A 13800-nucleotide genomic window follows, 5' to 3' on the forward strand; every position below is an offset into this window, starting at 1 on the left:
AGAGGCTATGTATTATATTCATACTTCTGTTAATACAGCGTCACCTTTATGTTATTTATATGTCATTTCGTAATTTTATTAAATAATTTAAAAGAAAAAACGCTGTTCACGAATGTTTCGCAAATCAGCGCCCTTCTATTTCGTAAATAGCGCATGTTGGGGCTCTTCTACTTCATTTTATGTCCCTTTTACTGTTTTCGTTCATAGAACTCAAACGTATACGCATAAACATTTTTTTCATCTTGCTCGCCTTCGATCTGTTCTGTTAGCTCCCACTCCGACCAATCCACTTCCGGGAAAAAGGTATCCCCCTCAAAATCCTCATGAATTTTGGTCACCACCAGACGATCTGCGAGCGGCAAAAACTCACGATAGACCTGGGAGCCGCCAATAACGCAAAGCTCTTCGCCTTTTGTAACTTCCAGACCCTCTTCAATCGAATGCACCACTTCAGCCTGATTTGCTTTGTAGTTCAGATCTCTGGTTACGACAATATTCCGGCGTTGCGGAAGCGGTTTTCCCCCAAAGGACTCCCATGTATTGCGTCCCATAATAATTGTTTTGTTTAACGTACGTTGCTTGAAAAAGGCCATATCTTTAGGCAAACGCCACGGAATGGAATTATTCAAACCAATGACACCATTCTCGCCCATCGCCCATACAAGTTCAATGCTCAAAGATTACACACTCCTTCAATCCGTGTCTGTTTAGAGATTGCTCCAAATCACGCACTTATACTGCAATCGGAGCTTTAATACCCGGATGATGCTGATAGTTCTCAAACTCAAAATCATCAAACGTATAATCGAAAATGGAATCCGGCTTACGCTTGATTACCAACTTAGGCAGCGCAAATGGCTCGCGCTCCAGCTGAGTTTTCACTTGTTCCACATGGTTTGAGTAGATATGAACGTCCCCACCGGACCAGATGAACTCTCCCACTTCAAGATCACACTGCTGTGCAATCATATGTGTCAGCAGCGCATAGCTGGCAATGTTAAATGGCAGTCCGAGGAACGTATCTACAGAACGCATGGTAAGCATACATGATAGTTTACCCTCAGCCACGTAGAACTGAAACGCGAAATGACAAGGAGGCAGTTTCATGTGGTTAATCTCCGCCACATTCCAGGCGCTAACGAGGTGACGCCGTGAATCCGGATTATTTTTGATCGAATCAATAACAGCAGCAATCTGATCGATCTTCTCCCCGTTAGGTGCTTCCCAAGTACGCCATTGTGATCCATATACCGGACCCAGGTCGCCATTCTCGTCGGCCCAATCGTCCCAGATCTTCACACCATTTTCCTTCAGATAGGCTATGTTCGTATCCCCACTCAAAAACCACAACAATTCATGAATGACTGATTTCAGATGGATTCGTTTGGTTGTTACCAGCGGGAACCCTTCGGACAAATCATAACGGAGCTGTCTGCCAAATACCGACTGTGTTCCAGTTCCGGTGCGATCTCCTTTATGCACGCCTGTATCCAAGATATCCTGTAATAAATCGAGATAGTTTTTCAAATTATATTCCCCTCGCACTTTTTTTCATACTAAACTAAAGAATATTTACACTTACCACTCCGATGACAGAACAACCTTCCGATCGCTGTTATCCCCAGATTTTTTTGATTTCCTTTTCCAAAAGTATAAAATCCGGGGATAAAGGCGAAGCGTATGCTTCCGATGCAGCTTTCCTTCAGAAAGCTTTTAGCTCCGCATCTTCAGGTTTTTTCTGTCCTCTACGTTCTCGTGTAAAAGGTTAGTTTAACTAACTTAAATACTAAATATATAGACCGTGATTGGCTTGGAGCCACATCATAACTGATCATTACTACAGTGTACCACAATTGAGTTGTTGGATAAAATCAATTCACTAAACCTTTTGAGTGTGTAACTTTTCATCATATCATATACACTGGTATCTTGAATTTCTCGGCTTTTGCTCAGAAAAAAGAGACGAACAACGCGTTAACGTCATTCGTCTCTTCTGATTTACGTATAATGCCGGACGAATCCGAAGCTTAGACGATATTAGCGGGAAATGATGTGGATCGGGTGACCCATAACCAGTTCCGCAGCTTCCATCACGATTTCGCCCAAAGTTGGGTGAGCGTGAATAGTCAGCGCCAAATCTTCCAGAGTAGCACCCATTTCGATTGCGAGACCAAGCTCAGCAATCAGGTTGGAAGCTTCCAGACCTACGATTTGGCAACCCAACACGAGGCCGCTTTCTTCGTCAGCAACGATTTTCACGAAGCCTTCAGCGTGGTTCAAAGATACAGCACGGCCATTACCCGCATAAGGGAATTTGCCAGCTTTTACTTTGTAGCCTTTTTCTTTAGCTTCTTTCTCAGTGTAACCTACGCTGGAGCACTCAGGATCTGTGAACACAACTGCCGGCATACATTTGTAGTCAACTACAGATGGTTGTCCTGCGATCGCTTCAGCAGCCACTTTACCTTCATAAGAAGCTTTGTGGGCAAGTGCCAGACCGGATACGATATCACCGATTGCAAAGATGTGAGGAATGCTAGTGCGGCCTTGGTGATCAACTTTAACGAATCCACGCTCGTCAACGTCTACGCCAATCAGGTCCAGACCAAGCTCTCCGTCTGTGTTAGGACGACGTCCAACAGTAACGAGCAGGTAATCTGCAGTTACTTCTTTGGATTCACCGTTTACAGAATATTTAACAGTTACATCTTTATCCGTTTGCTCAGCACTTTCAGCTTTTGCACCCGTTACGATTTCGATGCCTGTTTTCTTCATGTTTTTAGCTACGAGGCTAGTCATGTCTTTATCGAAACCTGGCAGTACCGTATCCAAACCTTCGATGATTGTTACTTTTGCACCGAATTTGGAGTACATTTGACCAAGCTCAGCACCGATATAACCGCCACCGATAACGATCATGCTTTTTGGAACTTCAGGCAAGTTCAGAGCTTCTGTCGAAGACAGAATGCGTCCGCCAAACGGGAAAGGTTTCAGCTCGATTGGACGGGAACCTGTTGCAATGATTGCATTTTTGAATTTGTAACGCGGAGACTCGTGATCATTGAATACACGAGCTTCGTTTTCGTTGATGAACATGCACTCACCGTTGAAAACTTCAACTTTGTTGCCTTTGAGCAAACCAGCTACGCCGCCAGTCATTTTCTTAACAACGCCGTTTTTGAATTCTTGAGTTTTGCTGAAGTCCACTTTTACGTTCTCAGCAGAGATACCAAAAGCTTCGCCGTGCAATGCAGACTCATATTGGTGTGCAGCCGAGATCAGGGCTTTGGATGGAATACATCCACGGTTCAAACAAACGCCACCCAGTTCGGATTTGTCTACGATCAATACGCTTTGGCCCAGTTGAGCAGCACGGATGGCAGCTACATAGCCACCAGGACCCGCACCAATTACTAATGTGTCGATATTGAGAGAAGCGTCGCCTACTACCATATCTTACACCTCCATAACAAGCAGCTCAGGGTTAGCGAGCAGCTGTTTAATGTAATTCATAAAGTTTTGTGCTGTTGCGCCATCGATGATACGGTGGTCGAAGCTCAGGGAAAGAGCCATTACAGGTGCAGCAACAACTTCGCCATTTTTGATAACGGCTTTTTCGCTGATGCGTCCAGTTCCTAGAATTGCAACTTCAGGGAAGTTGATGATCGGAGTGAAGAACATACCGCCAGCAGAACCGATGTTACTGATGGAGATTGTGCTTCCTCTCATTTCGTTCGCGCTCAATTTGCCATCGCGGCCACGAGCTGCCAGATCACGAATGGAATCAGCGATCATCCAGATGGATTTACGATCAGCATCTTTGATAACAGGAACGATCAAACCGTTGTCTGTATCTGTAGCGATACCGATGTTGTAGTATTTTTTGTATACAATTTCATTAGCTTCTTCATCAATCATAGCGTTCAATGCTGGGAACTCACGGGAAGCTGCAACCAGAGCTTTAACGATGAATGGCAGATAAGTAACTTTTGTACCTTTTTTCTCAGCAATAGGTTTCATGCGAGTACGGAAAGCAACCAGCTCAGTTACGTCCACTTCGTCCATGATTGTAACGTGAGGTGCTGTGTAAGCCGATTTAACCATCGCATTGGCAATTGCTTTACGGATACCTTTGAATGGTACGCGCTCTTCTTCCACACGTTGATCAGCTGCTGCTGCTGGTGCTGCGGATTTTTTCTCTTCTTGAGCCGGAGCTGCGGAAGATGCCGCTGCGGAAGAACCGCCACCGTTTTTGAAGGATTCAACATCTTCTTTGGTAACTTTACCGTTGTTGCCAGTACCGTTAACCTGAGCGATGTCTACGCCTTGTTCGCGGGCAAATTTGCGCACGCTTGGTGTTGCCAGAACGTCTTTGGCAGGCACTGCCGGAACGCTGTTGTTTCCGCCTTCTTTTGCTGCATCCGAGCTGGAAGCTGCTGCGGAAGAACCGCTTGTGTCAGCTCCACCTTGAGCTGCATCTTTTTCTTGCTCGCCTGCAGGAGCATCGTCTTGCTCAGGAAGCTCGCCTTCAGCGTCGATGATTGCAACAACTTCGCCAACGTGGCAAACTTGGCCATCTTTTGCGAATACTTCTGTTACTGTGCCGTTAACCGGACAAGGTACTTCAACGACCGCTTTGTCATTCTGTACTTCCATGATGATGTCGTCGTCAGTTACTTTGTCCCCGACTTTGATGTGCATCTTGATGATTTCGCCTTCGTGAAGGCCTTCGCCCAGTTCAGGGAATTTGTATTCAAATTTAGCCAACTGAAAAACCTCCTTGATTATGTCTCAATCCTGAAAACAACCCTTAACTCCAAGAAACAACCGTTACTGCTAGTGCAATAAACTGTTACTCAAGGGGCTAATGGCTGTTTACAGTGCAGCTTGCGCTGCGGTGTGGATCACCATACTGCGCCTTGCGGCATGTCAGATGATTAAATTAGAAATTTACGACTTTGTTAACCGCAGCAACGATACGCGCTGGGTTAGGAAGCCATGTATCTTCGATTTGTGCAAATGGATATACAGTATCCGGACCAGCTACACGCAGAACCGGTGCTTCCAAGTGCAGGATTGCTTTTTCATTGATTTGGGCAATGACTTCAGCTGCAACACCTGCGCTCTTTTGAGCTTCCTGTACAACAATTGCACGGTTTGTTTTCTTAATGGAAGCAACGATTGTATCGATGTCGATCGGGCTAACCGTACGAAGGTCGATAACTTCAACTTTGATTCCTTGTTTTTCGAGCTCTTCTGCTGCTTTCACAGAAGTGTGAACCATCATACCGTAAGTAATGATCGTCACATCAGAACCTTCACGAACAACGTTCGCTTTGCCCAGCTCAACAGTGTAATCTTCTTCAGGTACTTCTGCACGGAATGCATGGTACAGGTTCAAGTGCTCCATGAAGAATACAGGGTCGTTATCGCGAATAGAAGCGATCATCAGACCTTTTGCATCGTAAGGGTTAGAAGGAACTACCACTTTGATCCCCGGAGTTTGTGTAAGCAAACCTTCAAGGGAATCTGTGTGCAATTCTGCTGCTTTTACACCGCCACCGAATGGTGTACGGAATACGATTGGAGAATTGTATTTACCGCCAGAGCGGAAACGCATACGAGCTGCTTGAACTACCATTTGGTCAAGGGCTTCGAAGATAAAACCAACGAATTGGATCTCGGCAACCGGACGGAAGCCTTGAACACCCAAACCTACAGCCAGACCGCCAATAGCGGACTCAGCGAGTGGAGTATCAAATACACGCTCTTCGCCAAACTCTTTTTGCAGACCTTCCGTTACACGGAAAACGCCGCCTACATTACCTACGTCTTCACCGAAAAGCAGAACGTTAGGATCACGTTTCAACTCAACGCGAAGCGCATCACGGATTGCTTCTTTCATGTTCATTTGTGCCATTTGCTTCATTTCCTCCTTAAACATTGACAGTTCACATTTGAATTCATACATGTATACCGGGACACCGGAACCCGTCCCGGATGTTTATGCTTTATCGGAAAAAACTTATTGGAAATCAGCTTTTTGCTCTTCCAAGTGCTTAGGCGTTTGTTCGAACATGCTGTCGATCAAGCCTGAAATCGTCATTTTCTCGGTTTTTTCCGCTTTTTTGATCTCTTCATTCACTTTAGCTTTTGCTTCTTCTTTCACACGTGCTGTATCTTCTTCAGTCCACAGACCTTTTTTCTCCAGATATTTAGCAAAACGCGCGATTGGATCTTTTACGCTCCACTCAGCCTCTTCTTCTTTCGTACGATACTTGGAAGCATCGTCAGAAAGGGAGTGAGGACGGAAACGGTAAGTTACTGCTTCGATCAGAGTTGCGCCTTCACCGTTACGACCACGTTCAGCAGCTTCCTGAACTGCTTTGATAACTGCGAAGATGTCCATACCGTCAACTTTAACACCTTTGATACCTGCTGCTACCGCTTTGTGAGCGATGGACAGAGCTGCCGTTTGTTTGGCAAAAGGAGTTGTGATGGCATAACCATTGTTTTGTACGAAGAAAATTACAGGCAATTTGTAAACACCAGCGTAGTTCAGACCTTCGTAGAAGTCACCTTCTGAAGAACCACCATCACCTGTGTACGTAATTACAACTTGTTTTTGTTTCTTCAATTTGTAACCCATAGCAATACCCATTGCGTGCAGGATTTGTGCACCAATGATGATTTGCGGCATCAATACATTAACGCCATCCGGGATTTGTCCACCATGTTGGTGTCCACGGGAGTACAGGAACGCTTGATAAAGAGGAAGTCCGTGCCACACGAGTTGCGGAATGTCGCGATAGCCAGGACATACAAAGTCTTCTTTTTCAATTGCAAATTCACTACCAACCATTGTAGCTTCTTGACCAGACACTGGAGCATAGAAACCAAGACGACCTTGACGGCCCAGGTTTACTGCACGGTCATCCCAAGTACGGGTAAATACCATGCGGTACATAATTTCTTTTAATTGATCGTCGGAAAGTTTAGGCATCATGTCTTTGTTAACGATTTCGCCGTCAGGAGACAGCACGGACAGAGCTTCTACATCCTCCGTATATACTTCATAAGGAACCTTGCTCATTTTTTTCTTCACCTCAACAAAAAATTTGAATATCAAGTTCCGCTGTTATAATATTATTATACACCTGTTTCACTGCATACGTCAAAGATATCCGTAACTTTTTTATGTTTCCTTCCGGATTGTATGTATAACAGGGGCTTAATATTGGTATAACAGCATAATACATGTTTGCGTATTTGACCTATCCCCGCACAAGGTTAATCTTACCGTATTGCGCGGTCGAATGCAAAAATTAACCGAGAAAGGTGACGTTTTATGACGGATTCCCGCTATTTGAAACGCACGATTGTGAAGGAAGAGATTGAGAGCCGCTATCTTGGAGAGAAGCGAACACTACGAATTTATCTTCCCCCAGGTTATAACGAATTGTTATCCTACCCTGTCGTTTATTGTCAGGACGGTGAAGAATTTTTCAACTTTGGACGTATTGCCACCACTGCCAACCGTATCATTCTGGACGAGGGAGCCGAACCTTTCATTATAGTAGGAGTTCAGGTTGACGTGTCAGTAAGAACTCAGGAATACGCCCCTTTCGGCGATCGGTTCAAGGCGTATACCTCATGCTTCGCTGAAGAGATTATTCCCTATGTAGAAGAGAAATATCCTGTGCGCCGCTCTCCGCAGGAACGTGTTCTTGCCGGCGACTCATTGGGTGGCAGCGTTTCGCTTCATCTTGCTCTACTCTATCCTGACCTGTTCACACGTGTCATCAGCATGTCCGGAGCGTACTACTCCGCTTCCCAGGAAATCTACGCTGCAGCTGAAGACTTGTCCTGGTTATCGATCTGGATGATTGTTGGTTTGCAGGAGACTGCCTTTAAAGCCGACACCGGCACGTATGACTTTGTACAATTAAACCGCGATACCCGTGATTTGCTGGAAAAACGAGGTGCGCTTGTCTCCTATCAGGAGAAAGACGGGCATCACCAATGGGGATTCTGGCAGAACGAGCTGCCGGAAGCATTGCTTTATTTTTTTCAGGAAAATTAATTCGATCATTGAACAGGGCGGCTGAAATGCCGCTTTTGTTTTGCAATCGCATGATACCGCTTACATCAACACTCAAAAAAGAAGCAGGTTCTCCTGCTTGTCCGCCCGGCTTCTTCTGTTGTATCTCACTTGTCATTCCAAGCAAATGTAACCGATGTTATATCAAAGAATGTTCCTTTTCAATCCGATCCAGCAACACGTCACAACCGGCATCAACCAGCCTGTACACTTCTTCAAAATTCCCTGTATAATACGGGTCGGGTACTTCACGGAGCGTCTCGTCCGGCAGCAGATCCATCATCTTGATAATATCCGCATCTGCACCACCTGTTACACTTCTTACGTTAGCTGCGTTGGAATCATCCATGCATATAATGTAATCAAAATGGGTGAAGTCTGCACTCGCAAATTGTCTTGCCGCCATATTGGCATAAGAAATTTTATAGGAATCCAGCAATGCTCTAGTCCCCTCATGCGGTGGTTTGCCAACATGCCAGTCTCCTGTACCTGCGGAGTCCACTAAAATTTGCTGGTCAAGTCCTCTTTCACTCACTTTATGACGGAGGACAGCCTCAGCCATCGGCGAGCGGCATATGTTGCCCAAACATACAAACAAAACGTTAATCATGTTATTCCCCCTTACTCAAGGTGCGGTTAAGTGGCGCTGGTGCTGTCTGAGGTTTTACACTCTCCGTTTGTACCAGGGAACGACGTGGCAGCTTCCATTTATAATGAACAGAGCACATCCGGAAGAACACAACGGCGGCGAAGCATATTAACAGTCCAGCGTTCGTTGTAAACCATCCCATACCTATGGCGAAACCAGCTGTTATAGCCCACACAGCATAGATTTCATCGCGCAGTACCAACGGCTTTCTTCCTGCCAGCAGATCACGAATGATCCCTCCGCCTATACCGGTCATTACTGCGGCTACAATAACCGCACTAATGGGATGTCCCATATCGGCCGCGTATAACGCCCCTTGAATCGCAAATGCTGCAAGTCCGATCGCATCAAACAGCGCTTCAGTCCGCTTCCAATGACCAATCCACTTAAGAGGAAGGACAAACGCAATCGCGACAGATATTAGAGCGAGCATAATCAGCATTCCCTGGCTCCACAGCATCGTTACGGGTACACCAATGAGAACATTACGAATGACTCCGCCTCCGAATGCGGTCACCAGACCCAGCACCAGCACGCCCAAAATATCATACTCCTCTTCCATTGCCACGAAAGCTCCGGACATTGCAAATGCGATGGTACCTATAATGCTGAATACTTCAAAAATGTGCAAGTCCAACCTGTTCAAACCTCACTTTTCAAGTCATCTCCATGTTGCTCTACCCATTGTATCCGCGCATGCCGAAATTGTGCAACCACATTTTGTGGATTATACTGGTTTTGTGAATGATTTTTGCATCATATTAACACCTTAATTAGAAGTGAATTGTTTTTTATTGATCAGGAAGGATGAAATAGAATGACTAAGAAACGAGTTGTTATTTTTACGGGCGGAAATCTCTCTCCCCAATTTCTAAATGAAATCGGTAAAGATGACCTTATTATCGCGGCCGATCGTGGGGCGTTATTCTTAATAGAAAACGGGGTACAGCCACATATCGCAGTAGGAGATTTTGATTCCATTACCGAGCAGGAACGGGAGAGTGTACGAGATAACAGCGAACGGATAATCACCTGCGATCCGGTGCATAAGGATTTGACGGATACCGAGATGGCATTTGAAATAGCGTTGGATCTCGAGCCGTCTGACATTCTTATGTTGGGTGCAACGGGCACTCGCATGGATCATACACTGGCTAACGTACATATTATGGTCCGCGCTATGCAGCATCATATTTCCTGCACTCTGCAGGATGAACACAATTATATGATGCTAACGACCTCCGAAGCTGATGTGGAAGACCGTGGATATGAGTACATCTCCCTGCTCCCACTCACTAATGAAGTAACAGGTATTACGCTGGAAGGTTTCATGTACCCGCTTGATCAAGCAACTATACGTATGGGTCAATCATTGGGGATTAGCAACAAACTGCTCGGAAAGACTGGCACCGTCTCAATCGATAGCGGGTTATTACTCATTATTCAAAGCAAAGATTAACCTTCCGCTTATACTTATTACGTTTTTGTAACCTATGATTTAGATTAAAAATAATCAAATAAAACATCAAAGACCCTTGATATATCAAGGGTCTTTTCTATATTTGTAACGTTCAAGGCTCGTCAATGATTAATTTTTTGACATTTTTAATGGTATTTTAATAAACAAACCCAAACTGTTGCGGCCCTAAGGATGATCAGGTTCCATCCAATTTCTAGGCTGTTACAAAGCTGTTATACTCGCTCTAGCAACTAAACGAAAACGAATTTTGGAGGTACTCACATGAAAACAAACATCTTTGTCCAAAAGGCCGTAACCGTCGGGTTGTGCGCTACACTAGGTTTTGGAGCTGTATTAATGACGAATGCACCTGTTGCACAGGCAGCAAGCGCTTCTGTATCCACAGGACAACAAATTGTGAACTATGGTAAAACCTTTACAGGAACTCCATATAAATTTGGCGCTTCAACTTCAACTACACAAAATTTTGACTGCTCTTCATTTATGAAATACATCTTTAAAAAGTATGGTGTTGATTTGCCACGTACATCCGTTAAGCAATCCAAAGAAGGCGTAGCTGTATCTAAAGCTAATCTGCAAGTTGGAGATCTGGTCTTCTTCTCCAGCGGTAGTCGCTCCACAGGCTCCAATATTACTCACGTAGGCGTATATGCAGGCGACGGAAAAATTCTGCACACGTACGGATCACCAGGTGTAACTCTTTCCGACTTGAACTCGGGGAACTGGAAAAAAACATATATTAAAGCTCGCCGCGTACTGTAGCTCATATTTTGAAGATAAAGAAGCGAGTAGGGCCGGATCTAATGATCCGGTCCTTTTATATTTACCCAATGAAATTCTCAGCTCAAACAGGAGTTATGTGGAAAACAGGCAATTCGTTAGCCCCGCTTTTATTGGGTATGAAGCATATAACCGACTCCACGCACGGTATGAATTAATTTGACGCTCCTTCCCTTATCTACCTTTACCCTTAAATGTTTGATATACACATCTACCACATTCGTATCCATTGCAAAATCATATCCCCATACTTCCCTCAAAATAACACTCCGGGGACATGCCTCGTTCACATGACGCGCCAAGAACTCCAGCAATTCGTATTCTTTCGGAGTCAACACCAGATATTCACCTGCACGACTTACGCGACGTGAACGCAGATTAACCTTGAGATCATGCACTACAATGACTTCTTCATCTTCCTGTGATGTATGCGAGAACACACGTAAAAGATTCCGTATTCTGGCCATCATCACCTTATCGTGAATAGGTGCTTCCATCACATCGTTAGCGCCATAATCGAGCAATTCCACAATTAATTCAGGCGATATCTTGGGAGTTATGACAAGCAATGGAGAAGTAACTCCTATGTGTACGAAGGACTCCAGTCCATTTTTTAGGGTAGCTTCATGGCATCCTTCATTTATTAATATGATCATATTGAGATTCGTGAGTGTTAGTTCAGAAAGACGGTTCAGATCTGTCCATTCCATTTGCTCGACTTGGTAGCCTTCAGCACACAGTATGCCTTGAGTAGAAGATACCAGCTCGCCCCTGCCAACCAGTAATATGGATGTTTTCATTTTTTTCACCCGGCCTGTCTTATACGCTGCTACATATTTGTTGGTTTAAATTACACTTGAACTCCACAATCTTGTGACCGTTGTGTATCGCAGCATTGTTGTATAGTTATCATGCCGTAAAATGAAAAAGTCCATTCCCGGAAGGAACGGACTCGGAACATTCATTTTCTTCTTTAACCAAAGTACCGATGAACCAGCGTACGCGCCTCTGCCGTATCTTTTGTGCCATGAACAAGGACGCGACCATCCTGAAAAATGACCATCCTGTGCGCTCCAGTTGTAAAAGAAACCAAAAACGGATTAGCCTCCACGCGGCCTTCCTCCAGCTTAACGAGGCGATCAGCCGTATGCTGTAGATCCAGATTCATTCGCCGTGAAGGGCGAATCTGTACTGTATCTCTGCCACATAGTACGTCGGTTTTTTCCAAGTTTGAGGCAGAGAGGTACGGATAGTTAGCCTTTGCTCCGCAGGATGGACAATCTTCTTTCCGGGCACCATCGACGTTAATGGATATGTATTCATTTCTCCACACATCGAATGATAACAATTTGCGTCTCAGCGCACCTGAATTACCACTGAGAAACTTCATCGCTTCCGCAGTCTGATTAGCTGTAACCATCTGCACCGCCTGAGGAATAATGCCTGACGTATCACAGGTGTCCCCACCTAACGGAACCTCACCTAATAAGCAGTTCAAACAAGGTGTTTCGCCAGGTAGAAATGTGTAGGTAATTCCATAACTGCCCACACATCCGCCGTAAATCCAGGGAATACGATACTTTTGAGACATATCATTTATTAATAGCCGGGTATCAAAATTATCTGTGGCATCCATGATCAAGTCTGCATTCTGAACCAGTTCCTCCAGTTCGTCTACTCTGACGTCCATCACTTTGGCTACAACCTCAACAGTAGAATTAATGTCAGATAGGCGCTTCTTTGCTGCCATCGCTTTGGGCATTCGCTGAATGGCGTCTTGCTCGATATATAATTGCTGTCTCTGCAGGTTGCTCCACTCCACATAGTCACGATCTGCAATGGTGATATGGCCAATTCCTGAACGTACCAGCGTTTCAGCAATGCCCGTACCAAGCGCGCCCGCTCCAACAATTAATACTCTGCTGTTATTCAATCGATGTTGACCTTCTTTACCGATAGGTGCATACCGTTCCTGTCTGGAATAGCGGTCTCCCTGTTCAGAAGATCGTGTCTGATTAGTCATGTGTGAACCATTCCTTCCGCGGGACTGCTCGCTGCTGCATAGCGCTTAACGGGAATCATGCCTGCCTCATAAGCCAGTCTACCTGCTTCAACCCCCAATCGCATTGCCTTCGCCATCTTCACCGGATCTCCGGATCCGGACACAGCCGTATTCAACAAAACACCGTCAGCTCCCAGCTCCATCGCATAAGCAGCATCTTTAGGTGCTCGAAGTCCTGCATCCACAATAACAGGAACGACGGCTTGTTCAATAATAATCTCCAGGTTATAGGGATTAATAATGCCTCTTCCCGCCCCTATCGGTGAAGCCCCAGGCATAACAGCATGTACGCCGAGTAGTTGCAATCGTTTGGCCAGCATAACATCGTCCGAGATATAAGGCAGTACCGTAAAGCCTTTTTCAAGCAAAATTTCGCAAGCTTTATAGGTTTCAATTGGGTCAGGAAGCAAAGTGATTCCATCGCCGATAACTTCTACTTTTATCATATCACAAAGCCCTGACGCTCGAGCAAGTTCAGCGATTCGCACAGCTTCCTCTGCTGTTGAAGCACCCGCTGTATTAGGTAGAAGGGTATACCTTTTCAAGTCCAGGGTGTCCAGAAAGTGCTGTTTGTTGCGCTCTTCCAGATTCAAACGCCGAACGGCGAACGTTAATACTTCCGTACCTGAGGCTTCAACCGCCTGGCTCTGCACTTCCAAGTCCGAAAATTTGCCTGTACCCATAAGCAATCTTGACTCAAACGTATAACTCCCAATCCTCAACATGAT

General features: G+C 45.2%; 14 protein-coding genes. 3 read left to right on the forward strand and 11 right to left on the reverse strand.

The genetic code is table 11. From position 1 onward, the window contains the following. Positions 1 to 188: 188 nt before the first annotated feature. The 6 genes from MKY42_RS19435 to pdhA all read right to left on the reverse strand — a co-directional run bounded on the left by MKY42_RS19435 (position 189) and on the right by pdhA (position 7093). Complete coding sequence (locus tag MKY42_RS19435) at positions 189 to 677, reverse strand: dihydrofolate reductase (RefSeq protein ID WP_090899832.1); 489 nt, start codon at positions 675 to 677, stop codon at positions 189 to 191. A 55-nt stretch (positions 678 to 732) separates the two neighbouring features. Continuing rightward, complete coding sequence (gene thyA / locus MKY42_RS19440; RefSeq protein ID WP_090899835.1) at positions 733 to 1527, reverse strand: thymidylate synthase; 795 nt, start codon at positions 1525 to 1527, stop codon at positions 733 to 735. Positions 1528 to 2037: 510 nt separating this feature from the next. Next, on the reverse strand, positions 2038 to 3453 hold the full coding sequence (lpdA, locus tag MKY42_RS19445; RefSeq protein ID WP_024630356.1) for a dihydrolipoyl dehydrogenase: 1416 nt from the start codon (positions 3451 to 3453) through the stop codon (positions 2038 to 2040). A 3-nt stretch (positions 3454 to 3456) separates the two neighbouring features. Then, positions 3457 to 4767, reverse strand: a complete 1311-nt coding sequence (locus tag MKY42_RS19450) for a dihydrolipoamide acetyltransferase family protein (RefSeq protein WP_339844049.1) — start codon at positions 4765 to 4767, stop codon at positions 3457 to 3459. A 175-nt stretch (positions 4768 to 4942) separates the two neighbouring features. Next, on the reverse strand, positions 4943 to 5920 hold the full coding sequence (locus MKY42_RS19455; protein WP_062325380.1) for an alpha-ketoacid dehydrogenase subunit beta: 978 nt from the start codon (positions 5918 to 5920) through the stop codon (positions 4943 to 4945). A gap of 105 nt (positions 5921 to 6025) precedes the next feature. Beyond that, positions 6026 to 7093: a pyruvate dehydrogenase (acetyl-transferring) E1 component subunit alpha gene (pdhA, locus tag MKY42_RS19460; protein WP_056690070.1), complete on the reverse strand. Its 1068-nt coding sequence runs from the start codon at positions 7091 to 7093 to the stop codon at positions 6026 to 6028. A 255-nt stretch (positions 7094 to 7348) separates the two neighbouring features. Here pdhA and MKY42_RS19465 point away from each other — a divergent pair, with 255 nt between their 5' ends. Continuing rightward, positions 7349 to 8083, forward strand: a complete 735-nt coding sequence (locus MKY42_RS19465) for an alpha/beta hydrolase-fold protein (protein ID WP_339844051.1) — start codon at positions 7349 to 7351, stop codon at positions 8081 to 8083. Between the two features lie 157 nt (positions 8084 to 8240). Here the strand turns inward: MKY42_RS19465 and MKY42_RS19470 are convergent, their stop codons facing one another. Both MKY42_RS19470 and MKY42_RS19475 read right to left on the reverse strand, forming a co-directional pair. Next, positions 8241 to 8711 (reverse strand): low molecular weight protein-tyrosine-phosphatase, encoded by a 471-nt coding sequence (locus MKY42_RS19470; RefSeq protein WP_339844053.1) that lies wholly within the window; start codon positions 8709 to 8711, stop codon positions 8241 to 8243. 1 nt (position 8712) lies between these two features. Further along, complete coding sequence (locus MKY42_RS19475) at positions 8713 to 9381, reverse strand: trimeric intracellular cation channel family protein (protein WP_090902466.1); 669 nt, start codon at positions 9379 to 9381, stop codon at positions 8713 to 8715. A gap of 186 nt (positions 9382 to 9567) precedes the next feature. On the opposite strand from MKY42_RS19475, the gene MKY42_RS19480 reads away from it, so the two are divergent. Both MKY42_RS19480 and MKY42_RS19485 read left to right on the forward strand, forming a co-directional pair. Next, on the forward strand, positions 9568 to 10209 hold the full coding sequence (locus tag MKY42_RS19480) for a thiamine diphosphokinase (protein ID WP_339844055.1): 642 nt from the start codon (positions 9568 to 9570) through the stop codon (positions 10207 to 10209). Between the two features lie 282 nt (positions 10210 to 10491). Continuing rightward, positions 10492 to 10992: a C40 family peptidase gene (locus MKY42_RS19485; RefSeq protein WP_090899849.1), complete on the forward strand. Its 501-nt coding sequence runs from the start codon at positions 10492 to 10494 to the stop codon at positions 10990 to 10992. Between the two features lie 128 nt (positions 10993 to 11120). Here the strand turns inward: MKY42_RS19485 and MKY42_RS19490 are convergent, their stop codons facing one another. The 3 genes from MKY42_RS19490 to MKY42_RS19500 all read right to left on the reverse strand — a co-directional run bounded on the left by MKY42_RS19490 (position 11121) and on the right by MKY42_RS19500 (position 13797). Continuing rightward, on the reverse strand, positions 11121 to 11810 hold the full coding sequence (locus tag MKY42_RS19490; RefSeq protein ID WP_090899851.1) for a response regulator transcription factor: 690 nt from the start codon (positions 11808 to 11810) through the stop codon (positions 11121 to 11123). A gap of 173 nt (positions 11811 to 11983) precedes the next feature. Beyond that, positions 11984 to 13033 carry a MoeB/ThiF family adenylyltransferase gene (locus MKY42_RS19495; RefSeq protein ID WP_090899854.1) on the reverse strand — a complete coding sequence of 350 codons (1050 nt, stop codon included), beginning with the start codon at positions 13031 to 13033 and terminating at the stop codon, positions 11984 to 11986. Next, positions 13030 to 13797, reverse strand: a complete 768-nt coding sequence (locus MKY42_RS19500; protein WP_090899857.1) for a thiazole synthase — start codon at positions 13795 to 13797, stop codon at positions 13030 to 13032. Before MKY42_RS19500 ends, MKY42_RS19495 begins: the two co-directional genes overlap by 4 nt. Between the last annotated feature and the right edge of the window lie 3 nt (positions 13798 to 13800).

Source organism: Paenibacillus sp. FSL W7-1088 (assembly GCF_037969855.1).
Lineage (GTDB): Bacteria > Bacillota > Bacilli > Paenibacillales > Paenibacillaceae > Paenibacillus.

Coding starts and splice junctions, on each gene's coding strand:
- MKY42_RS19465 (WP_339844051.1), top strand. CDS start 7,349: ATGACGGATTCCCGCTATTTGAAACGCACGATTGTGAAGGAAGAGATT.
- lpdA (WP_024630356.1), bottom strand. CDS start 3,453: ATGGTAGTAGGCGACGCTTCTCTCAATATCGACACATTAGTAATTGGT.
- MKY42_RS19495 (WP_090899854.1), bottom strand. CDS start 13,033: ATGACTAATCAGACACGATCTTCTGAACAGGGAGACCGCTATTCCAGA.
- MKY42_RS19455 (WP_062325380.1), bottom strand. CDS start 5,920: ATGGCACAAATGAACATGAAAGAAGCAATCCGTGATGCGCTTCGCGTT.
- MKY42_RS19485 (WP_090899849.1), top strand. CDS start 10,492: ATGAAAACAAACATCTTTGTCCAAAAGGCCGTAACCGTCGGGTTGTGC.
- MKY42_RS19480 (WP_339844055.1), top strand. CDS start 9,568: ATGACTAAGAAACGAGTTGTTATTTTTACGGGCGGAAATCTCTCTCCC.
- MKY42_RS19500 (WP_090899857.1), bottom strand. CDS start 13,797: ATGTTGAGGATTGGGAGTTATACGTTTGAGTCAAGATTGCTTATGGGT.
- MKY42_RS19490 (WP_090899851.1), bottom strand. CDS start 11,810: ATGAAAACATCCATATTACTGGTTGGCAGGGGCGAGCTGGTATCTTCT.
- pdhA (WP_056690070.1), bottom strand. CDS start 7,093: ATGAGCAAGGTTCCTTATGAAGTATATACGGAGGATGTAGAAGCTCTG.
- MKY42_RS19470 (WP_339844053.1), bottom strand. CDS start 8,711: ATGATTAACGTTTTGTTTGTATGTTTGGGCAACATATGCCGCTCGCCG.